Origin of the sequence: Desulfospira joergensenii DSM 10085 (assembly GCF_000420085.1) — a bacterium.
GTDB classification, from domain to species: Bacteria; Desulfobacterota; Desulfobacteria; order Desulfobacterales; family Desulfobacteraceae; genus Desulfospira; species Desulfospira joergensenii.
On sequence record NZ_ATUG01000003.1, the window covers coordinates 636,358 to 658,649 of the forward strand.

Genomic DNA, 22,292 nt, shown 5'->3' on the forward strand with positions numbered 1-22,292 from the left:
AAAAGCGCTTATATTTAGGACTCAGACTATACTTACATAATCTAAGGTACTATAATAATGTCATCGGCCCTGAGCTGAATGTCGTTCTTTAAATTTCCGTCAGTAATATCATCATAATCAATTTTAATCATTTTTTCTTTTCCATGATGCCGGCGAAATAGAATAATTTCATCTTTTGCCGCCCACTCGGTAAATCCTTTAGCTAGAGCAAAAGCTTGGACAACCGTTAGTTTTTTGATTAAGGGATATTCACCGACATTCATAACTTCTCCCAGAATGTAATATTTTTGGCTCGTTGGATTAACAAGAGTTATCGTCACGGTGGGGGCTTCTACAAAATCCGCCAATTTTTCTTGTATAGTATTTTTTAATTCAACGGTTGTTTTACCTTCGGCCCGAAGATCGTCCAAAAGAGGAAAGGTTATTTTCCCATCATTTCGAACTATAAGGGCTTCAAAGGACAAATCTTGCTCTTTCCAGGTGCTAACTTTTAGCACATCTCCGACTCCTATTTTGTAATCATTTGAGTTAGAAGCCTTATCTTCTGAGAAGCCGGTGTCAATCAAGAACAATACTGATAAATTTATTATAAGTAACATAATAAAATATTTAATTTTGTTTAATCCAAACATAGCTCCGCCCTTTCGATTTCATCGAATAAATTAGTATTGAAAAGTAGGATGTACAATTAGAAATTTGATGGGCTAATTTTGCACATCCAACTTCCTGCCTTTTGCATCCTGATTTACCTGGCCCCTCTACCGAAGAGAACAGTTTTGACTGTCTTTAAAATAATGACAATGTCCAATGCAAACGACATGTTTTTTATGTAAAACAATTCATAATTGAGTTTTTCAACTGCATCTTCAACCGTAGCGCCGTAATCGTAAGACACCTGAGCCCATCCAGTGAGCCCGGGTTTCACATTAAACCTTTGTGAATAGAACGGAATCTCTTGTTCGAGCTGATCGGTAAAATACTTACGCTCAGGTCTGGGGCCGACGAGACTCATCTTGCCAATTAACACTTCCCACAACTGGGGCAACTCATCTATTCTGTATTTTCGTATCACCCTGCCAACTTTGGTAACACGGTTATCATTATCCCCAGCCCAGACAGGACCGGTTAGTTTTTCAGCATCCTTCACCATGGATCGAAATTTGTGCATCATGTACTCTTTTTTATCTTTCCCCACCCTGTCTTGTACAAAAAAAATCGGTCCCATAGAATCCAGTTTAATTAATATCCCCACCAGAACTAGTAAAGGAGATAACAAAATCAACATGATAGATGCCAATACAATATCTTCAAGCCGTTTGAGCTGTGTCTTGAATTTAGACTTCTGAAACCCTTCTGAAAAAACCAACCAGGACGGATTGATCTTTCTGACCAGAACCTTACCAGTCAACATCTCATAAAAAGAGCTTCCTTCAATCACATCGATTCCAGCAGTCCTGCACTTGATTAGGTCTTCCAAGGGGAAATTTCCCCTCTTTTCTTTTAAGGCAACAACAATTTTATTGATACCATTTTCACTTGAAAGGGAGCAAAGTTTTTTTCCGCTTTTTTGTCTAACAATTTCAGGTGGAATGCTTGGTTTAAAATCCTTTTGGTCTGGGTCAGGGACTATTGCCGAAACGGTATAACCACAGTCGATTGTCCGATCAATCTCAGAATATATATCCAAGGCCAGATCACTGGATCCTAAAATAATTATTTTTTCATTAAACATACCCCTGTTGAGCATCTGTATATATCCTATTCGCCAGCAAACGATAAAGACCATCAGGAATAAGATGCTTAACACATAAATTTTCTGATCCAGAATAATTAGAGGAAAAACATAATAAATTAATGCCAGGGCAATCGATGTAATACCCAGTGCCTGCAAAAGCCTTATTGTAATTTCCGGAATCGTAGATGCGATTTCAAAATCATAAAGATCATTATAATAAAGACTGATTTGGCAGATAAGTGTGATCAGAGTGATACGAAAAACTAACATCAAATCAAACCAATAGGAGCTTGAAAAAGTCAGCAGAACAGTTACCAAAAGGATGGTGCTAAAAATTATCACCCCTTCAAGAATAAGGAAAACCATATTCCTGATTGGAAAATACTGCTTTAAAATCCTGAGCATAACCTCAAAATCCCCTCAGCCCTCACGCCTATCTATGATATCCATATCCATATTTGCGATAGCCATACCCATATCCTATCGATTTTTTAGAAAAATTATTAATTACGCCCAAAATTTTATTCTTTCCGTATATATCTACGATATCCTGGACTTCCTTGATCCGGGTTTTGCCATGACGGACAACGACAATAATTCCATCCACATATCTGGCTATGGCATTAGTTTCAGAAGTTATGTAGGGGGGTGGCGTGTCAATGAGGATGTACCGGTCATTATATCTTAGTTTAACTTCCTGAAGCATCCGCCTCATTTGCTCTGAAGATAAAAGCTCCGATGGATTGGAGGGAACCTTTCCTCCTGGCAGGATAGTTAATTTATTGATAAATGTCTTTCTCAATACAGAAGGAAGGGGCAGATCTTCAGATAGATATTCGCTTAATCCTTTTATTTCCCGATCCCCAAAACCGAAAAGAGAATGAATGGATGGAGCACGTAGGTCACAATCCATTAAGAGCACATATTCGTCAATACTCTGGGCGATGCTGATGGCAAGGTTGGCTGAAACGAATGATTTTCCCTCGTGTGGGGATGGACTGGTGATCATAATTGTGCGAGGAGGTTCACCCTTCTCTGGAAAAAAAATATTGGTCTTTAGCAGCCTGAATTGTTCAGACACCGGTGAATAGGGTTTTAATATGGTAACAAGTCCTTCATGAACCTTTTCAGGAGCCGAGTTCATAAATTTTTCTTCACTATGTAGCTCCTGAAAACTTCCGTCAACCACCGATTGATCTGATGTGATCTTCGTACGGTTTTTTTTTGTCAGAGATGAGGCCACGTTTCCGTCATCTGATTTCACACTTTTTTTGTGAATATTTTTTTCAGCCTTCTCAAGAGCCTTGAAAATTTTACCCAAAATGATTTACTCCCGGAACTAAAGATTAAGGTGCATTTTTATGAAATTAAGGGTTCTGTCCAAGCCTTTGGCATTCAATACCATGAAAAAAGCTAAAAATATGCCGGCATAAACACAGCAACCGGTAAAGACCATAGTTGTAATTCGCCGTCGTAACCGGTCCGATGACTTCTCCAAAGGAGGAATAGTAGCAAGAATATTTAGTCCGAGATTTTTTTCAATCTGCTCATCTCTTCGGATCACTGAAAAATTCAATATCTCCAGCAAGAACACAATTCCGGTTCCAATCCCTGCCCCTCCAACTACTGAAACCATAAAAAATAGCTGCACATTGGGTGAAATGGGCTTTTCCGGAAGCCGAGCATGGTCGAGTATCCTAAATTGTTCCCCTTTTTGCTTTTTTTCCATATTCACGGATAATTCTGCTTCTAATTTCCTGCCCAACAAAGAATGAAATACACTCTGGATATTTGAATAATCCCTTTTCAAAGATTGAAGTTCAAGCTCTCTTTTAGGCGTATCCTCCACCCGTTTCTGATAGAGCTTCATGCTCTTTTCAATTGCAGAAATATCGGACTGAATTTTTTGAATTTCATTTTTTATTTGTTTTAGTTGGGCCTCCTGCTGCATTGCTGCAAAGTTAGACATAGCCCCGATATTCTGTGCTTCATTATCAGTGTTTTCTTCATCTTGGACGGTCTCCATCTCCATATTCGAGCCTTCTGAAATCTGCTCTTCCTTTAGCGCATTCTTTTCTTCTTCAATGGATTTTTCCAGCTTCTCCATGGTCTTTTTTAGCTTGGCAACATCAGGATGTTTTTTAGTATACCTTAGAAGAAGATTGTCATATTGATTTTTAACAACAGCCAATTTTTTTTCACTTTCTGCCTCAGTAAAATTTTCATCCTCTTCAAACTCAAACTCCCCAATGGGATCTTGGAAAGATTGGGAAGCAATCTCCTTGGATTGAGCTATCTGTTTTTCCAACATATTTAATCCATTTCTTGCTTCACGAAGCATTGTGTTTTTCTCAATTAGCTGCTGTTGAAGACGATCCAAGGTTCTTAAATTTGTCTCCAGCTCATCGGGCAGACCGCCTAAATATTTGGCCCGGTACTGAGCCAATTTCTGTTCTCTATCTTCAAGCCTTTTCCGAGTTTTTTCGAGTTCTGAATCTAGAAACTCGCTGGTCCCGATGGCTTGGGCTTCACGAACTTTGAGGTTCTCGTCCATGAAATAGCTGGCTAGAGTATTGGCAATGCGCATGACCCTCTGAGGTTCACTTCCTGTAAAGGAAATAGAAAAAGCCTCAGCCCCATGACGAGCTCGCTCAATTTTTACCTTTATCTTTTTGCGCATCTTTGCGATCTTGTCTTCCAAATACATGCTCTCGGAATTAGCAAACAAGCCGAATTGGTCAATGATCTTTTCCAAATTACTCCGGCTCAATATCTGTTGAGAAATGGTGCTGATCCGTTGACTAATGGTTGAAGTAACCACAGATTGTACATAATTGGTAGGGACTCGCTGAGGTTGAACTAAAATAAGAGTGGAGGCCTCATATGTCTTATGTGAAGTTAGTGTCATAAAGACACCAAGAGTCAAAGACAAACAAATCGGTATAATAATTATCCATTTTCCCCGGACTATGACGTCAATAATCTGGTCCGGCTTAATTTGTGCTGGAGCCTGTAAAGGTTCTACCATATTAATTCCAAATTTAGTTTTAAGTCAGTTGTTCCTTAAAAGTCAGAGCCTTTATCTTTTATCAAGTATCAAGTCTTTGTCAACGGTTAAATCGCTAATCGTCCTATTAATAACGCTTTTCTAATCCTACAGAAAAGCCATCTGCAACATCTGACAGCCACCAAATCACAAGCAATATTTATACCAATTTTAAAATTGGAGACGGAAATTTAGAAAACGTACCGATTCAAAAGCGCCTAAGCCTTTAATTTTTTTTACTTGGTAGGGAGGATAAAAAAATTAGATCAAAGTTGACTTTCTTTGACAAATACCTGACAAAAAAGAACAGGCTGCAAATACTATACAACCTGTTCTTTTTTTAAAAAAAATAATGATAAAAACTAAGCTATTTTTTCCCCTATATTCATCCGCTTTCTTCCAAAGGCACTGACACCGATAAGACCTAACCCAAAAAGAAGCAGGGTTTCCGGTTCTGGAACCGCAGAAGTGCCTCCGGGCGAATCGGTCTCTAATTTCAGGGTGATTCCTGAATTAAAATAGTGGCAATCAGAGTCAAAACCTATGGTCAAAATACCATCTGCTATGTAGGCAGTTAAATCGCCAATCACATTGCTTGAGATTTGAGTTATAGGCATGGTGTCATCACCTTCTACTTCGTATATAGGCTCTTCTAAATCATAATATGTTACGCTTACTTGGTTGCTAGTACTATCTACATCTTCGATGGTAAACAATAACGACCCTTCAGTATATCCTTCATCATAAGTATAAGTGTCGAAATAGTTTCCAGTGGTGTACCCCTCGTTAGTGTATGTTAGAATACCGGAATCATTGATTATCACGTTATATTCTATGCGTGCTTCGTCCGAATCCAAAACGTTTACGTAGAGGATATCACCGGAATAGTTATCGCTAATATCGGAAAAAACTAATGAAAAGCTGGTAATACTATCGTTTAGGTCAAAAGCTTTATTCTCTGCATTATCATTCGATAAGTTGATTTCCCATGCATAGGCATAACTATGTCCTAATGAAGTTAAATTATCTGTATAGTATGTATACTCGGCTGAGAAAGCGATGTTGCATGTCAGCAGTACGAAAATCAAAATTAGAGTTTGAATTATTTTTTTTGTCATCATTTCCTCACAACTTCAAATTACATGTTAATTATCGATTGTTACGTTATGCATTTTTTTAAAGCAAATTATATACCATATCAGATATACAATTTTTAATTTCTATCATGAAAGCCTGATCCCATAAGTCTTGAGCGATTAATTTAATGAAAGCCAATGCCTCGTTTATCAAAAAAAGGGCTTTAGCTAATGGGAGATCTTTAAAAATAAGAAAAAAATTTCATAATTTTATGAAATTAATTACACAAAACAAGATAAAAAATTCCAACCTATAGCCGATAGTTTTGTTTTTTGAAACTCATGATACTTTTGAAACAATGAAAAAAGATTAGCGTTTGCCTCATCATTGTTTATATGTTAAAAATTTCTTTTTATGAAATCTGAGAGAAATGAGAATTAATCAATATGAACAGATTCTCGAAGATCGAATCTTATTTCTCTTGTTTTTGAAAGTAACAGATACAAGCGGATCTTAGATGAAAAACATTTTTTGGGTTCTTACTTTCCTTGCTTTCCTGAGTTTGAATAGCCTTTTTTCCTGTTCGTCTTCCCAGAATGAAGCTGCTGATCATTATGAAAAGGCAAAAAAATATTTGGTTTCTGAGGAGTATGAAAAGGCTAAAATCGAATTACAAAATGTGCTTCAACTTGAACCCAAAAATGACCAGGCCCAGTTCGACCTGGGTGAAACCTATGTTCATCTCCAAGATCCGGTCAAGGCTGCTGCAGCCTTTCATCAGGCTGTTTCCCTCAATCCGGATAACTTGAAAGCAAGACTTCGAATGGGACAGATACTAATGCTAGCCAAGGAGACCAGAAAAGCTCGGGAAACAGCCAATGATATTCTTGAAAAATATCCATATAATATTGAGGCCATGCATCTTTTGGCTAGCATCCAGGTCCAGGAAAGGAACCTTTCCCAAGCTTTAAAAACCTTAGAAAATGCCATAGATATTGACCCTTCCAACCCCAAAACCCATCTTTTCCTGGCCCACCTGCTCTTTGTTATGAATAAGCTTGACCAGGCAGAAGCCTATTATTTGAAAGCCATTGAACTGGACGAGACCGTAAGAGCTCCTTATATCGAACTGGCCACACTATACCGGAAAAAAGGCGAGCTTGATAAAATAGAACCCCTAATTAATAGATGGGTCAAGGTTCCTGGGGATTTGGTTCAGAAAAAGGCTGACTTGGCCCGGTTTCTTGAAAGCCGGGGGCAGATCGAAAAGGCTGAAAAAAAATTTCTCGAAGCTGCCATGAATGCTCCCAAAGACTTAAGAGCCTTAATCAATTTAGGATCTTTTTATGCCCGGCAGAAGAAAAACGAAAAGGCCCTGGAAATATTCAACCGTGCCCTGGGCCTGGATAAGAAAAACACAGATATTCGGGTTCAAATCGCCCGGCTTGCCTTTTTGCAAAAAGATTACGAAAAAGCGGAATCAGACGTTGATGACATCCTAAAAAAAAACAAAAACCATGTATCGGCAAATTTCCTTAAAGGCAGGCTCCATTTCATTCGAAAAGAGTTCCCCCTTGCGCTCAAGAATTTTGAGACTGTCATTGCAGAATCCCCCAACCATGCCATGGCCAGATATTTTAAAGCCCAATGCCTCTTGGATAAAGGCAAATCCGATCTCCCGGGCCAAGATATATTCAGGGTGGCGGCCGGATACGCCACTTCAGAGTCCTGGGAACGAAAACTGGCCAAAGAAGAACTCTTAGAGGTACTGAAGATTAACCCGAATTTTTTCGAAGCTCGGCTTTTGCTAATCGAGATTCTTCTTGGAAACAAAGAAACCCTTCCTGCCCGCCGCCATATTATCTATATCCTTCAAAGAAAACCTAAAAATCTGAAGGCTTTAGTTTTTGCAGGAAAATTAAAAATTTTAGAAAAAGACCTTACGGGAGCTGAAAAAATCTATCAATCTGTTTTGGAGCTACGGCCCGACTTTGCCGCTGGTTATGTGTCACTTGGACTTGCACTGAACGGCATGAAAAAGACGGGCCAGGCCCTTGAGGCTTTTGACAAGGCTCTTACAATAAACCCGGACCAAATGGATGCACTGAATTATAAAGTCAGTCTATATATGCAGAAAAAAGAAGTTGATAAAGCGATAGCCGCTTGCACGGAACACCGGAAAAATTTTTCCAGTGACAGCCCAACACTTGCCATCATCGACCTCATCGAGGGCAGAATTTATATGTCAATTGGAAAAATCGATGATGCGGAAACCCTTTTTAAAAAAGCAGTTGAGATTGTTCCGACGCTCTCGGCACCCTATGAACAACTGGCCATCATCCGCGAATATCACAGGGATATCCCCGGAGCTGTCCACAATTATGAACGACTACTAGAAATCAAGCCGAACTACCTGCCTGCCTACTTGACTTTAAGCCGTATTTATAAAGCCCAAAGGGACATAAAAAAAGCCAAGGCATACCTGGAACAGGCTCTTTCCATTAAAGACGATTTTGCCCCTGCAGCCAACAACTTAGCCTTTATCCTGGCTGAAACCAAATCATCACTGTACGAAGCATTAAGGCTGGCTAAAGTCGCCCGAGACAAGGAACCCAACAATCCAGATTACCTGGACACCTTAGGCTGGATTTACTACCTTCAGGGCAGTTTTGATCTGGCCTTGGTCACCCTGGAAGAGAGTGTCGAAATCAATCCTAAAAATCCTATCAGCCATTACCACCTGGGATGGGCCTATTATGAAAATAAAGAATTTGAAAAGGCCCGAACGCATATGAGAAAGGCTTTGGAACTGGATCCGGAATTTAAGGATGCAGATAAGGCCCGGGATATACTTGGAGGGTAGTGAGTTACTGGAAAAAGCAGTACACGCTTTCATATCTTTTCAAACAGAACAAGAGATAAGTTTAATATGGAAACACCAAAAAGAATATATTTAAAAGACTACCGGCCCCCGGAATTTTTTGTGGACACCGTTGATCTGACTTTTGAACTGGATGTCGACCGCACTCGGGTTTCAGCCAGTATGAAGGTTCGGAAAAATTTGGAAATTGCCGATGAAGCCACCTCCCTTGTTTTTGACAAGGGTGATCTTGAAATCGAGTCCGTAATTGCCGACGGCATGGTTCTCCTGCCCCATGAATATGAAATTGGAGAAGAGAGCTTCAAACTTGCCCGTACCCCAAATGAGTTTACCCTGGAAATCATATCCATTTTACATCCCAAGGCCAATACCCGTCTGGAGGGGTTGTACTGCTCGGGTGACTTCATCTGCACCCAGTGCGAAGCCCAGGGATTCAGAAGGATCCTGCCATTCCCGGACCGGCCCGACGTCATGGCAATTTATTCCTGTACCATCATTGCTGACAAGGATCTTTACCCGGTTCTTCTTTCCAACGGGAACCTGGTGAAATCCGGAGATCTGGACAATAACCGCCACTATGTCCGGTGGGAAGATCCCTTTAAAAAGCCGTGCTATCTCTTTGCCCTGGTGGCCGGGGATTTTGCCTGCCTTTCTGACACATTCATCACCTGTTCCGGAAGAAAGATCGATTTAAAGATCTATTCCGAACAGGAGAATATAGACAAATGCGATCATGCCATGGAATCCTTGAAGCAGGTCATGAAATGGGACGAAGACCGGTTCGGCCTGGAGTATGATCTGGATCTTTTCCAGATTGTGGCCATCAACGATTTCAATGCCGGGGCCATGGAAAACAAGGGGCTCAATATCTTCAACTCCAAGTATGTTCTGGCCAGCCCCCAGACGGCCACAGACGATGATTACATGAATATCCAGGGGGTGATCGGCCACGAGTACTTCCACAACTGGACCGGGAACCGGGTAACCCTTAAAAACTGGTTCCAGCTCAGTCTCAAGGAAGGACTGACCGTATTCAGGGACCAGGAGTTTTCATCGGACCTGAACTCCAGGGGGGTGAAACGAATTTCCGGGGTAAAAAACCTACGCGCCTTTCAATTTCCCGAGGATGCCGGTCCCATGACCCATCCGGTGCGGCCCGAGTCCTATATTAAGATGGACAACTTCTACACCATGACCGTGTACGAAAAAGGGGCTGAGCTGATCCGGATGATCCATCAGATCCTCGGGGAAGAATTGTTTCAAATTGGGATGAAACTCTACTTTGAGCGGTTTGACGGCATGGCCGTAACCATAGAAGATTTTCTCAAGGCCATGGAAGATGGTTCGGGAAAAGATCTTGACCAGTTCAGACTATGGTATTCCCAGTCCGGAACTCCCCGGATTTCCCTGAACCGGTCCTATGATGCGGACAAGAAGATTCTCTTTCTTGATTTTGAACAAACCACGCTTCCCGATCGAAACCAGAAAATCAAAAACCCCCTGCACATCCCCATCCGGTTCGGACTTTTGGACAAAACCGGAAAGGATATTACACCTGAAGGCCGGTCCCTCCTTGAATTAAAAACTCAGAAAACCAGCTTCCAGTTCAAAGGCATTGGACCGGATGCGCTTCCATCGATCTTCCGCCAGTTTTCCGCCCCTGTCCGGATTGAATCTGATTTTACAGAAGCGGATCTGGCCTTTTTCATGGCCCATGATTCCGATGAATTTAACCGGTGGGATGCGGCCCAAACCCTTTTTATAAAAGAAATCCAGCGCCTGGTTTCCGGAATTCAGAATAAAAAATCCCCCACGGTTTCACCGGAACTCATCTCTGCCTTTGAATCCGCATTGATGGATACCGGAGCGGACCGGGCCTTTCTGGCCAAAGCACTGTCTCTTCCCACGGAAATGGAGATTAAGGACCATTACGATCTGATTGATGTTTCTGCCATCCACAGGGCAAGGTCTTTTTTAAAGCAGACCCTGGCAAGGAAGTTGAAAGACCGGTTCATGGATATCCTGGAGATCTGTTCCCAGGCAGATCCGGCTTCTGTATCCCAAAGGGCGGCTGCCGACCGGAGCCTGAAAAATCTTGCCCTCTCCTTTCTGGGAAGTCTAAAGGAAAAAGAGACCAGCGACCTGGTTCTGAACCGGTTTGAAACCGCCATGAACATGACCGACGAATTTGCGGCTTTCCGGATTTTGAGCCGGATCTCCCCGGAGTACAGAGAAAAAGGGGTCAAACAATTTTACGCCAAATGGGGAGATGACAAACTGGTCCTGGACAAGTGGTTTGCGGTCCAGGCGGCCTCGGACCTTCCCGACACCCTGGAACAGGTGGAAGATCTTTTGAATCATCCTGATTTTTCACTGACAAACCCGAACAAGGTCAGATCCCTGGTTTATGTATTCGCCATCCAGAATCCCCTTAATTTTCACAGGCCCGACGGCAGAGGATACGAATTTATTGCGGAACAGATCCTGGCCCTGGACAGAATCAATCCCCAGATCGCTGCCAGGCTGTCCTCTTGTTTCAATCATTGGAAAAGATACGATAACATCCAAAAACCCTTGATGGAAAAGGAACTCCGGCGGATCCTGAAACTTGAAACCCTGTCCAAAAACGTCTATGAGATCGTTTCCCGGGCCCTGGAATAACGGATCTTGCCGCTTGAAAGAGCGATATCCGGTCTTTTCCAATTAAAAAAGGGGGTTATGCAGAGCATACCCCCTTTTCTGTTCACGCGATCTTTGCTTTTGCATCGCCGCCGGATTAAAAATCCTCAGGGTCATGCAAAAGATGATCAAAAATTATTGAACGGTTACATTGACGGCAGCCGGGCCTTTCTGCCCGTCTTCCACGTCAAATGTGACCTTGTCCCCTTCATTAAGCGATCTGAAACCATTTGAATTTATTCCGGAATGATGAACAAATACGTCCGGACCATCTTCCTGTTCGATAAACCCATACCCTTTGGCGTCGTTAAACCATTTGACTATCCCATTTGCCATTACGACTCTCTCCTTAATTTAAGTAAACGATATTTAGTTTCAAACCTCAGGTCCTGCCGCTCCAACAAATGGGTCGTGCCTTTAGAACGAAACTGCGAAGCCCTCCGTTTTCGCTTCGATTGTATAATATTAAAGTTAATTGAAAAATCAAGGATTATTTTCGAAAAATTTAAATTTTTCTATTTTGCCTCGGATCTCCCCGGTTCAAAGGGCTTTGGCATATAGATGGCAGGCCACTCCATGGCCGCTCTCGTGCTGGATCATCTCCGGTACGCCCCTGCGGCAGAGGGACATGGCATGGGGGCATCTGCCGGCAAACCTGCAGCCATCCGGCATATTTAGAAGAGAAGGCACCCCTCCTGTTATGGTAGGCAAAAGGGTTTTCGCCTTTTTCGCACGTGAGGGAATGGAGTCCAATAATCCGCGGGTATAGGGGTGAAGTGGATTCTGGAACAGGGGCCCCACATCTGCCTTCTCCGCAACCCTCCCGGCATACATAACCAAAACCTTATCACAATTTTCCGCGATCACCCCGAGATCGTGGGTGATCAGGATAACGGACATGGCCGAATCAGACTGAACTTTTTTGATTAAATCGAGAATCTGGGCCTGGACCGTCACATCCAGGGCCGTGGTGGGCTCGTCGGCAATGAGAATATCAGGTTCACAGGCCAGGGCCATGGCAATCATCACCCTCTGCCGCATCCCTCCGGATAATTGGTGTGGAAATTTTTTCATCACCTTGTCCGGATCTGGAATGCCTACTTTTTCCAGCATTTCCTTCCCGGCAATCCGGATCTTTTGGCTTCCCATTTGCGGGAAGTGGAGATGAAAAACTTCCATGATCTGATGTCCTACAGAGTGAACTGGATTCAATGCGGTCATGGGTTCCTGAAAAATCATGGAGATCTTTTTTCCACGGATCGTGTGCATCTGCTCAATGGGAAGATCCAGAAGATTTTGATCCTTGAACCAGATCCGGCCGCCCATGATCCTGGAGACCGGTTTGGGCAGCAGGCGCATGATACTCAAAGCCGTGACACTTTTCCCGCACCCGGATTCACCGGCAATCCCCAAAACCGACCCCTTGGCAAGTTCAAGTTCCACGCCATCCACGGCACAGATCCTGCCCTGTTCCGTATCAAAGGCCACCACCAGGTCTTCCACCTCCAGCAGAGCCTCTTTATTTTCCTTTTGGGCCCGAATCAATTCAAGTCTCCTGGTTTAAACTGAGTATCGATAATGGTAACCGGTTCTAGATGTATGCCTTGCTTATACTCTTCCATGGACTTTTTTCTCAGAGAATCATCTATCCAGAACAGTCCGCCCAGGGTAGACGAAAAGGGATCAAACAGGCTTTCAGACATCCGGGTCCCGTGGAAGGCCGGCAGTTTCATCCACTTCCAATAGGCAATTCTCACATAGGGGATCATATAAGTGGGAACATAGGCGCAGATGTCGTGGATCTTATTCTGGATGGCCTTGGACAATCTGATTCGCTCTTCCGAGTCCAGGCTTGCCCTGTATTGGTCGATGAGTGCGTCAAGTTCAGGATCGTCGGTATTGGTGATATTGTTGGTCTGGGGCTTATGGGCATTGTCAGAATGCCAGCCCTGCCAATAGGAAGGCCTCAAATTGGTCGACCAGGCCATCCAGGCCACATCATGTTTTTTTTCAAGAAATTTTTTAAACATGGCAGACGGGTCCAACTTTTCCAGCTCAATCTCGATCCCGGCCTTGAGGGCCTCTTCCTTGAGAACGGCAAGCCGCGGCATATGGTCATCATATCCGTAGGTAACCGTGACTGAGAACCTTCTGCCCTGGCTTTCCCAGATGCCGTCCTTCCCTCTTTTCCATCCGGCCTCCTCCATCAAGGATTTTACCTTTCCGATATCGTACTTTCTGGGCTGAATGGAATAGTCCGTGTACCTTCCATACCCGTAAAATGCCTGTGCCAGCCTAAAGTAGTCGCCTCTCAACACCTTGGAAATGACCTTTTCGATATTCATGGCATGGGCAAAGGCACGTCGCAGGCGGATATCCTTGAATATTTCCTTGTCCAGATTCAGCCACATGCCGTAACTGGGCCGCTGAAGATCGTTGAAAAACCAGATCCTATGGACAAATCCGTCCCGAAACACCCTTGTCCTCGATTTGTCATGCCAGTACTTGGGCAGGGTCAGGCCGAAGGTGTCGAGCCGCCCCTTCTTAAAATACTCCCATTGAAGGTTGGTGTCCCGGATCACAGTATACTGAACCGCATCGGCATTGAACCGGTTTTTAAAGTATTTTTTTTCCCTGGCCCACCAGTTTTCCTTGCGCCGGAAACGGATAAATCTTCCCTTCTTGTACTCGGAAATCTGGTAGGCGCCCGTATTGGGAACGACAGCCCAGTTATAGTTCTGGACAAAACCCTTATCCAAGGGATGGAAAAAATGTTCGGGCACCGGGCCGATTCCAAGTTTCAGGTGCAGGTCAGGCACGGCTTTGGTGCTTTTCACTCCGATGGTATAATCATCGTAGACCATGACCTTTTCGATTTCCCGGGAATAGTAATCATTGTACCACGGGGCGATGATGTGCTCGGACCGCATAAAGGTCAGGGTATAGACATAATCCCAGGCAGTGACCGGTCTGCCGTCGGACCATTTTGCTTCGGGGTCGAGCTTGAAGAACATGGTCTTTTTATCCTCGCCAAAGGCCCAGTGGGTGGCCAGTTCCGGGAGAATATTCAGGGTATTGGGATGGATATTGATCAAGGAAAGCTGATTGTCGAGTATGGCCGACCGGAATCCTCCGTTGGAATCCGGTCCCACGGTCCTGAACGTCATGGGAAAGCTCGTCAGGGCCATCCTCAGGGTTCCGCCCTTTTTAGCATCTGCTGAAGAAAAAATAGGATCCTCATGGTTGGTCAGCCAATGGATATTCTCCGGCAGAGGCTCAAACTTCCTTTCCAGAGGCGGAACTTCTTTTTTTTCCTGTCCCTTTTTGTTCAACCCCGGATCCCCGGGATTGTCGCCGCACCCTGTAAAGATCATCACCAGACAAACCAGGACGCCTGCCAGGCTGGATATCCATTGATTTTTCATTTTTATGCAACACCGCAAAGGCATTTCCCCTTAAATTTTTCCAGGTCCCATGAATACCAGATTTAACCTGTCTTGTTCAATCCTTATGTTTTAAGTATTGGGCTGTGGATTTCCTGCATTTGGATATAGTTTCCCGGCTGCATCTCTTACTTTTATAGGTGTCACTGGTCTCTTCTCTGATTTACCTTGACCCCAAAAAGCCGATATATTAACATGACTTGAAATTTTAACGGACCCTTTTTTATATCAGGATAAAACCAAACCCATGGATATTGCATCTTTCATCGGTATCATCTCAGGCCTCTCTCTGATCATATCCGCCATATTCCTGGGCGGGGACATCCATAATTTCATCAATGTTCCGGGAATGATGATCGTATTCGGCGGCACCGTTGCCACCACCCTGATCACCTTCCAGTTCAGGGATGTGGTGGCCGCCTTTAAAGCGGCTTATTTTGTCTTTTCCAAGGAAAAGGAAGACCCCAACGACGCCGTGGCCACCATGATCAAGTTAAGCCATGTCAGCCGACGCCAGGGACTGCTCCAGCTCTCCAAGATAAAAAGCAATTCCCTGTTTCTCAAAAAAGCCTGCGGCCTGATGGCAGACGGCTCTTCCGAAGAAATTATCCGGGCCGCCCTGACCACGGAGATGAAATCCCTTCAGATGAGACATTTTATTGTCCAGGATGTATTCCGGAAAATGGGAATATATGCCCCGGCCTTTGGTATGCTGGGTACCCTGATCGGCCTTGTCCAGATGCTGAGCAAACTCCAGGACCCTTCCGCCATCGGACCCTCCATGGCCACGGCCCTGCTGACCACCTTCTACGGATCCCTGCTCTCCACCATGTTTTTCCTGCCCGTGGCCGGTAAACTCAGATCCAGAACCGTGGTCGAGCTGATTACCCTTGAAATCATGCTGGAAGGCGCCATATCCATCATCAACAACAACAACCCGGTCATTATCTATGAAAAATTGTCGAGTTTCATATCCTCAAGGCTGCGCAAGCCCTTTGAAAAGATGAATATAAAGACAAAATAAGATGAGAAACACCACCTACGACAACAGTTTCATCACCTATGACGACGACTCCACCTGGCTGGTTACCTATGCCGATCTCATGACCCTTCTTCTTGTCTTTTTCGTTCTGCTCTACTCCCTGTCCTCCTTTGAAATGAACGGGTATAAAACCTCCCTTAAAGAGATTCATTCCAAATCAGACCAGAAGGAAAAACTCTCCAAAATCATGGAATTGATGGATATCCTCGCTCCCGAGGAGTTTACCCTGGAAGAGGTCACCGGCCTGAAAACCCAGGACACGGAACTGCTGGAGTCTGTCAAGCAGATGGTCAGGAAAACCGGACAGGGAAAAAATATCTCATCCAAATTTAAAGACGGAAAAGTCATTATCCGCATATCCGGGGAGGCCTTGTTCCCTTCCGGATCGGCTGAGCTAAACCAAGATGCCGTCCCTGTTTTCAATGAAATGGCCGCAATCTTCAAGGACTTTCCAGATTATGCCATCAACATCAAGGGGCATACCGACGACAATCCCATTGCAACCCGGCAGTTTCCTTCCAACTGGGAGCTTTCCGCCATACGAGCCACAAATGTTCTTAAATTCATGATCTCAAGGGGAATCGCCCCTGCCCGTCTGACTGCAACCGGTTACGGAGAAATCATGCCCCAGGTTCCCAATACCAGCGACGCCAATCGAGCCATGAACAGGAGGGTTGAGTTTGTTCTTGAAAAAAAAGAAAATAAAAATTGAGGCCGTAAATCCCGGAGACCGGGAAGATAAAAGGGAAGCCTTCAGATATATTTTCAGCCGGGAAAACCGCCCTTCTCTCTCTTTTCTGGGAAAATCCGTAAAACTGATCAACATCAGTGCCGGGGGCCTGGCCTTTGAGAACAACGGATTTTCCATTGATGATCAAGACCGGATCCACTTGAATCTGGACATCCCCGATGCCAAAAAAAAATTTGTACTCACTGCCATGGCAAGGATCTCCCATATAGACCGGGAAAGCATCTGCCGATGTATCTTTGAAGATCTTGACCGGGAACAGGAAGAAGAGATCCACCGATATGTCCTTGAAAAACAGAAAAAGGATCTGAGAAATTAGATTTGTGATTTTAGATTTTGGAGTCCACCGGCATCCAAATCAGAAATCAAAATTCTGAAATCAAAAATTTTATGATTCTCCACATTGACATGGACGCTTTTTTTGCAGCCGTGGAGCAGAGGGACGACCCTCAGCTCAAAGGCAGACCCATTGTGGTTTCCGGACATTCCAAAAGAAGCGTGGTTTCAACGGCAAGCTATGAAGCCCGCCGTTTCGGCATCCACTCTGCCATGCCCGTTTTCCAGGCCAGGGAAAAGTGTCCCCACCTGATCATTGTACCGGGAGACAAGGCCAAGTATGCCAGGGACTCCAAAAAAATCATGGAGATTCTTTTGAATTTTTCTCCCCTTGTGGAACCGGTCTCCATTGATGAAGCCTATGTAGATATCAAGGGGTGTGGGAAATTATTCGGCCCACCCAGGGCCATTGCCGTTAAAATCAAAAAGACGATTCTGGACCGGCTTGGCCTGACCTGCTCCATTGGAATCGCTCCAGTAAAATTTTTAGCCAAAATCGCCTCGGATATGAACAAACCCGACGGATTGACACTGATCCCAATGGAAGACATGGATCAGACCATCAAAATCCTGCCCATTGAAAAAATTCCCGGGGTCGGCCGTCAGGCCATGGAGCAGATGAAATCCCTCAAGATCAAAACCCTGGGGGATGTCCGCAAATTGAATACCGATCTTTTAGAGAGAAAATTCGGCAAATTCGGCACCCGGCTTTCCCTGCTCTGCCGGGGAATCGATGACACCCCGGTTGAGACGGGTAGCGACCGAAAATCCATTTCCAGCGAAACCACCCTTTCAGAAGATATCCATGAACTTTGGGATGCCAAAGCCGAACTCCTGGCCCATTCCCAGAGAGTGGGCAGGGATTTGAGAAAAAAAAGCCTGGTCTGCAGAAACGTATCCATAAAAATCAAGTTTTCGGATTTCTCCCAGATCACCCGGAGCCGGAAAACCCAATCCTGGATCTGCTCCTCCAAGGCCATCTTTGATCATGCCCTGGCCCTGTACGAAAATGTGAAGATCACCAAAAAGATCCGCCTCCTGGGCGTAGGAGTCTCCCATCTCAGAGATGTCCATGCTCCTGTACAGATGGACCTGCTCCAGCCGGCGGATCACCGGGTAAAAAAACAATGGGAAACCGTGGACAAGGCCGTGGATTCGGTTGAAGAAAAATTTGGACACGACTTCATAAAAAAGGCATCTTTGGCCCGAAAACAAAAGGAAGGATAAGATGAAGGACCCCATCGGCTGTAAAGTCAAAATCATGGGCAGGGTCCAGGGGGTATTTTTCAGGGCGGAAACCCGAAATGCCGCCCTGAACCTTGGAATTATGGGATATGTCAAAAATCTGCCGGACGGCTCGGTGGAGGCCTTTTTCCAGGGCAGCCGGCCGGATGTGGAAAATATGCTGGGCTGGTGTAAAAAGGGTTCCCCCGCTTCCCGGGTGGATGATGTCATCCACGAACCCATGCCCTTTCAGGATGATTTGACCGGTTTTCAAGTCCTGTACTAGGCCCGAACCCTTACCCTGTAAAAATATCTTCGCCGGTAACAGCTCCCGGTTCCCGCAGGTTTTCAGACCCTGGACTTCGATTTTTTCAAACACCCTTTGAGCACCCCGGAATGGATATCGGCGGCGAGATGAACCGGGCTCTTGCCCCATAAGGGATCCCAACCGGCCGGATTGGCGGAGCAGAAGAACTGGACCTCCAGACCGAACCGGGTCAAGGCCTCTTCAAGGGGCAGGTCCCGGACTTTATCCGCTGCCAGCCAGGTGGCCCCGCAGGGGGCTCCCCGGGAAACCCGGATCTCTTTTATCCTGCCGGCTTCCACATCCACATCCATCCTGGGTGTGCCAAACCGTCTCCCGTACTCTCCAAGTCCCTCGTGATCGGCCAGGGCGCAGCAGATGGGCGGACACAGGGCAGACCCGGAAATGATCTTTCTCCCGGGGGCGATCACGGGTATTTTCAGCTTATCGCACATAATACTCAGGTCTTCGGAAAGGTCCCGGTGGACCAGGTAGTCCAGAACCAGATCAGCCTCAATGGTTTCAGGCAGGTATGCCGAGGTATCGTCAAGAATCGGCGGCAGTTCGGAATCAATATTCACGATATTCAGTTCGATCCCCGGACCGCAGAATCTTCGGATTCCCTCGATTTTGTGTTTTCCGGAACCGTTCTGCTGGAACACTAGTAGGGTCTGCATGACTTAAAATCCCATATCCTGGTTCACAAGGACAATTTTGATCCGCTTTTTCATAAAAGACTTTTCAATAATCGTCCAGTAATTGCATATCCTGTCCGGACTCGCACAATCATGGCATACCCCGGTTTTCACACAGGGTGTTTTCTTGTCCAGGTTCATGGTGTTAACCGGAGCCGCATAGTTCTTGATTCGGACCATGGCATCCTCCAGATCACCGCAGATTTTGTTCCTGCCCACGATGAGAAGAACATTCCTGGGTCCCCACATCATGGCCGCCACCCGGTTGCCCATCATGTCCAGGTTGACCAGATGACCGGCCTCGGTAACGGCATTGGTTCCGGTAATGAAAAGATCCACCATCAATGACTGCCGGCGCCGTTCCATCATTTCTTCCGCAGAAATTTTCCGGTCAAAGGTGTTGATGATGGTAAGATCCTTCTTGTCCATGAGGGCGTGGAAAAGCCCTGTGCCGATAAAGGACATGGAACCGCCCCAGGAGACCGTTTGGGGATTGAGGGATGGAATAATCTCATTGAGGGCAAGCTCCTTGGCCGCTTCCGCCGTATCTGTGATGAATACTTCAAAATTATTATTTTCAAGACTCTCTTTTACCGCCTCAAGCTTGAGATTCCAATAGTTGTCAATGGGATTTTTCATGGAGACTCCTTTGATTTGTTTTTTCACTTCTCTGAAATATACCTTCAGGCCCATGTCTGTGCAATGATTATTTTTTTCCACAATTATTTACTATTCACTGATGACGAAACCTGATCTGCGCGAAAAATGCGCAGAGAATTGAGTTCCAGACCTTTAAAGGGTGTTGAAATCGATGACGCAATTTTAACGTTATCCGACAAATTTTCAGTATGTTAGTAATTGAAAAAGCCTCTGTTTAGTTGTATCTTTCAAGCGCCTAAACAAAAAGGAAACAACACCACAGAGGCTTTATGCATACAAAAAATATCAGGCGAATCATCACAAAGCAATTGAAAAAGAGTTTTCCGAACTGGAAAAAGATGACAAGGAAGTCCAAAAAAGAGCTGACAAAGCAAATCATGATGGAAGTTTTGGATAATTATGATTATTCTCAAACCTTGGACATCCCCATCGAAGAACTCATAGGAGTTGAAGATCAGGCCCCCTCAGCAGAGATTCGTAGCCTTCCTGAGATGGCGTCCTACATTGAAAATTTTCATTCCGACAACCTGTTTCATTTTGACACCCTGAAAAAGCCATACCCTGAAATTGTAGACCCGGAATTGCAGTTTGTTGACCAACTTATAGACAACCAGATTATCAACAGCTTGATTGCGCCTGACGGATATTCCGCTGTGCACAGGGATATTCAACCCTACCAGTTATTTCGGATGGAGCTTTTAAAAATAATCAAATACCCTGAAATCAGTTACAGGAAATTTTGCAGCGATGAATATTTTGGCAGGGAACGAAAGCAAAACAGGCGTTTTGTGAGACTGCCTTTAAATACCAAACACCAGGCAGATCATACTGAATTGTGTCACTTCCGGCGTGGCCTGAATTTCAAACAATTGATGAATGTCCTGGTATATTTCCTCCATCATTTTTATAAATCAGGCTGTCTGGAGAGTGCCGTTATCCATGGTGTTGATTCCAGTGAACTGCCGTCTGAAATCAATTACCCCCTTTGCACAATTCAGGTCAAAGGCAAAAAAATACGAATGTATTCCGATCCGGACTGTGATTGTGGAAAACGCCGGAATAAAAGGGATAAATCGTATTACGTCATTGGCTACCGGCTTCACACCCTAACAGCCATCAACCCATCGACAGGCCATAGTTTTCCATTGGTATCCCTAATCGGGGCGGCAAATCATCATGACAGCCTGTTTTTAAAACCGTTGATCAAGCTTGCTCAAACATTGGGTATTGATATCAAATTGATAACCGCCGACCAGGCTTATCACGATAGTGATGGTTCGGTTCTCAACGAAACCGGTGTCTATGTCGTCACCCCTGCATCGGAGAAAGCCAAACTTCCTGACAACGTTTTGGAATCGCCATTAAGGGTTGCCTGTAATGATTCTTGTGAGATTCCAATGCAGTTTTTGGGATCGACACCGGAAGGCCACGAATTTGGATGTGATGCCGTTCCGGGTGAGTGTGCGTTTGAATCAAATTGTTCAAAATCAAGGATCGTTGATTTTGACAGCGGCTATTTTCAACCAATGCCGATTTTTCATAGCGGATCTCAAGACGCAATCGAGATCCGGAAAAACTGTGAAAGGCCCTTTAATCTGATGAAAAAAAGAGAAGGCCTCGAACAAACACGGGTAAGAAGCCAGCATGGTGTGATTGTCCGATCAACTCTGACGACTATCGTAACATTGTTGATTGAAATGGCCGGAACAAGGCATAAACCAATGAAAAAAGAAGATGGGCAAAAGGAGTTGTTTGCTGCCACAGGATGAATTGAACGTTCAATGCGGGATTTTTTCTGAGCCGATTGATCGGTCGCTATTGGTATATCTGAATACAACAAAGGCCGCCGTCTGAAATAGATTTTATGCGGTAAAAAACAAAACCAGATATTGCTACGGTAAAAGCCGGACAATCTGACATTGGAAAAAAGAATTACAAACGCGTGGGGCACCTATAACGAAACAGAAATTTGAACGGTTTCAACACCCTTCTTTACCCGGTTTAACCCGGATTCCATGAAAGATATTTTGGCTTTCCCTTCCTGAAAAAAACCAGAATTTTTCAACACCTAACCGGATTTAAACCCTTTATTGACTGTAATTACAAGATTTTTTACTTTTCCCCGTAAAATTTTCACATCCTAATTCCTGTTTGGACCCAAAACCGGCCAGAGAAAAAAAATGAAAAATGTATTTTTCTGTTGACTTAATCTCGAGTTCTTAATATTTGTTGATGCATGAGATAAATTCGATTCACTTAATAATTGTAATTTTCTCCTCTTCCTGAACGTTGCCTCCTTCTGATCTGGTTCTTGGTTATGAATATAGTTTTAGACCAAATTGTGTAATTTAGCTGAACATATATTTTTAGAACCAAATTAAGACGAAAAGATCGTTTTCTGAAAACAAATGGTTTGTGAAAA

18 protein-coding genes are annotated in these 22,292 nt (G+C 44.4%); 8 read left to right on the plus strand and 10 right to left on the minus strand.

The features are described 5' to 3' along the window. Positions 1-41 precede the first annotated feature (41 nt). From F608_RS0126995 to F608_RS0127015, 5 genes are all read right to left on the minus strand, one after another. Positions 42-632, minus strand: coding sequence for a polysaccharide biosynthesis/export family protein (locus tag F608_RS0126995; RefSeq protein WP_022668880.1), 591 nt, complete (start codon positions 630-632; stop codon positions 42-44). Positions 633-745: 113 nt separating this feature from the next. Then, a complete protein-coding gene (locus F608_RS0127000; RefSeq protein WP_022668881.1) occupies positions 746-2,140 on the minus strand; it encodes a TIGR03013 family XrtA/PEP-CTERM system glycosyltransferase in 1,395 nt (464 codons plus the stop codon). Between the two features lie 28 nt (positions 2,141-2,168). Further along, positions 2,169-3,056, minus strand: coding sequence for a polysaccharide biosynthesis tyrosine autokinase (locus F608_RS0127005; protein ID WP_022668882.1), 888 nt, complete (start codon positions 3,054-3,056; stop codon positions 2,169-2,171). Positions 3,057-3,074: 18 nt separating this feature from the next. Beyond that, a complete protein-coding gene (locus F608_RS0127010; RefSeq protein WP_022668883.1) occupies positions 3,075-4,763 on the minus strand; it encodes a GumC family protein in 1,689 nt (562 codons plus the stop codon). Between the two features lie 380 nt (positions 4,764-5,143). Beyond that, positions 5,144-5,899: a PEP-CTERM sorting domain-containing protein gene (locus F608_RS0127015; RefSeq protein ID WP_022668884.1), complete on the minus strand. Its 756-nt coding sequence runs from the start codon at positions 5,897-5,899 to the stop codon at positions 5,144-5,146. A gap of 476 nt (positions 5,900-6,375) precedes the next feature. On the opposite strand from F608_RS0127015, the gene F608_RS0127020 reads away from it, so the two are divergent. Continuing rightward, positions 6,376-8,721, plus strand: a complete 2,346-nt coding sequence (locus F608_RS0127020; RefSeq protein WP_022668885.1) for a tetratricopeptide repeat protein — start codon at positions 6,376-6,378, stop codon at positions 8,719-8,721. Between the two features lie 66 nt (positions 8,722-8,787). Next, entirely contained in the window at positions 8,788-11,400 is a 2,613-nt protein-coding gene (gene pepN, locus F608_RS0127025; protein ID WP_022668886.1) for an aminopeptidase N, read from the plus strand. Positions 11,401-11,553: 153 nt separating this feature from the next. On the opposite strand, the gene F608_RS0127030 is transcribed toward pepN, so the two are convergent. The 3 genes from F608_RS0127030 to F608_RS0127040 form a co-directional block, all read right to left on the minus strand. Beyond that, complete coding sequence (locus F608_RS0127030) at positions 11,554-11,754, minus strand: cold-shock protein (protein WP_022668887.1); 201 nt, start codon at positions 11,752-11,754, stop codon at positions 11,554-11,556. A 204-nt stretch (positions 11,755-11,958) separates the two neighbouring features. Further along, positions 11,959-12,963, minus strand: a complete 1,005-nt coding sequence (locus F608_RS0127035) for an ABC transporter ATP-binding protein (RefSeq protein ID WP_022668888.1) — start codon at positions 12,961-12,963, stop codon at positions 11,959-11,961. Further along, positions 12,960-14,843, minus strand: a complete 1,884-nt coding sequence (locus F608_RS0127040) for an extracellular solute-binding protein (RefSeq protein WP_022668889.1) — start codon at positions 14,841-14,843, stop codon at positions 12,960-12,962. The genes F608_RS0127035 and F608_RS0127040 overlap by 4 nt, the downstream gene beginning before the upstream one ends. A gap of 265 nt (positions 14,844-15,108) precedes the next feature. Here F608_RS0127040 and F608_RS0127045 point away from each other — a divergent pair, with 265 nt between their 5' ends. The 5 genes from F608_RS0127045 to F608_RS37035 all read left to right on the plus strand — a co-directional run bounded on the left by F608_RS0127045 (position 15,109) and on the right by F608_RS37035 (position 18,497). Then, positions 15,109-15,885 (plus strand): motility protein A, encoded by a 777-nt coding sequence (locus tag F608_RS0127045; RefSeq protein WP_022668890.1) that lies wholly within the window; start codon positions 15,109-15,111, stop codon positions 15,883-15,885. A 1-nt stretch (position 15,886) separates the two neighbouring features. After that, on the plus strand, positions 15,887-16,615 hold the full coding sequence (locus F608_RS0127050) for an OmpA/MotB family protein (RefSeq protein ID WP_022668891.1): 729 nt from the start codon (positions 15,887-15,889) through the stop codon (positions 16,613-16,615). Next, entirely contained in the window at positions 16,590-16,970 is a 381-nt protein-coding gene (locus F608_RS0127055) for a PilZ domain-containing protein (RefSeq protein WP_022668892.1), read from the plus strand. The genes F608_RS0127050 and F608_RS0127055 overlap by 26 nt, the downstream gene beginning before the upstream one ends. A 71-nt stretch (positions 16,971-17,041) precedes the next feature. Next, positions 17,042-18,214 (plus strand): DNA polymerase IV, encoded by a 1,173-nt coding sequence (gene dinB / locus F608_RS0127060; RefSeq protein ID WP_027363174.1) that lies wholly within the window; start codon positions 17,042-17,044, stop codon positions 18,212-18,214. Position 18,215: 1 nt separating this feature from the next. Then, positions 18,216-18,497, plus strand: a complete 282-nt coding sequence (locus tag F608_RS37035) for an acylphosphatase (RefSeq protein ID WP_027363175.1) — start codon at positions 18,216-18,218, stop codon at positions 18,495-18,497. A gap of 62 nt (positions 18,498-18,559) precedes the next feature. Here F608_RS37035 and dfsP read toward each other — a convergent pair whose 3' ends face one another. Further along, entirely contained in the window at positions 18,560-19,192 is a 633-nt protein-coding gene (dfsP, locus tag F608_RS0127070; RefSeq protein ID WP_027363176.1) for a DUF166 family (seleno)protein DfsP, read from the minus strand. A gap of 3 nt (positions 19,193-19,195) precedes the next feature. Continuing rightward, the gene (locus F608_RS0127075; protein WP_027363177.1) at positions 19,196-19,849 is read right to left on the minus strand and encodes a lactate utilization protein; all 654 of its coding nucleotides are present in this window, start codon (positions 19,847-19,849) and stop codon (positions 19,196-19,198) included. 290 nt (positions 19,850-20,139) lie between these two features. Between F608_RS0127075 and F608_RS0127080 the strand changes: the two genes are divergently transcribed. After that, a complete protein-coding gene (locus F608_RS0127080) occupies positions 20,140-21,639 on the plus strand; it encodes a hypothetical protein (RefSeq protein WP_022663626.1) in 1,500 nt (499 codons plus the stop codon). Positions 21,640-22,292 lie beyond the last annotated feature (653 nt).

Bases quoted from the DNA above. Each gene is read 5' to 3' on its own strand.
- pepN (WP_022668886.1), top strand. From the start codon at position 8,788: ATGGAAACACCAAAAAGAATATATTTAAAAGACTACCGGCCCCCGGAA.
- F608_RS0127000 (WP_022668881.1), bottom strand. From the start codon at position 2,140: ATGCTCAGGATTTTAAAGCAGTATTTTCCAATCAGGAATATGGTTTTC.
- dfsP (WP_027363176.1), bottom strand. From the start codon at position 19,192: ATGCAGACCCTACTAGTGTTCCAGCAGAACGGTTCCGGAAAACACAAA.
- F608_RS0127010 (WP_022668883.1), bottom strand. From the start codon at position 4,763: ATGGTAGAACCTTTACAGGCTCCAGCACAAATTAAGCCGGACCAGATT.
- F608_RS0127040 (WP_022668889.1), bottom strand. From the start codon at position 14,843: ATGAAAAATCAATGGATATCCAGCCTGGCAGGCGTCCTGGTTTGTCTG.
- F608_RS0127045 (WP_022668890.1), top strand. From the start codon at position 15,109: ATGGATATTGCATCTTTCATCGGTATCATCTCAGGCCTCTCTCTGATC.
- F608_RS0127030 (WP_022668887.1), bottom strand. From the start codon at position 11,754: ATGGCAAATGGGATAGTCAAATGGTTTAACGACGCCAAAGGGTATGGG.
- F608_RS0127015 (WP_022668884.1), bottom strand. From the start codon at position 5,899: ATGACAAAAAAAATAATTCAAACTCTAATTTTGATTTTCGTACTGCTG.
- F608_RS0127080 (WP_022663626.1), top strand. From the start codon at position 20,140: ATGCATACAAAAAATATCAGGCGAATCATCACAAAGCAATTGAAAAAG.
- F608_RS0127075 (WP_027363177.1), bottom strand. From the start codon at position 19,849: ATGAAAAATCCCATTGACAACTATTGGAATCTCAAGCTTGAGGCGGTA.
- F608_RS0127050 (WP_022668891.1), top strand. From the start codon at position 15,887: ATGAGAAACACCACCTACGACAACAGTTTCATCACCTATGACGACGAC.
- F608_RS0126995 (WP_022668880.1), bottom strand. From the start codon at position 632: ATGTTTGGATTAAACAAAATTAAATATTTTATTATGTTACTTATAATA.
- F608_RS0127020 (WP_022668885.1), top strand. From the start codon at position 6,376: ATGAAAAACATTTTTTGGGTTCTTACTTTCCTTGCTTTCCTGAGTTTG.
- F608_RS37035 (WP_027363175.1), top strand. From the start codon at position 18,216: ATGAAGGACCCCATCGGCTGTAAAGTCAAAATCATGGGCAGGGTCCAG.
- dinB (WP_027363174.1), top strand. From the start codon at position 17,042: ATGATTCTCCACATTGACATGGACGCTTTTTTTGCAGCCGTGGAGCAG.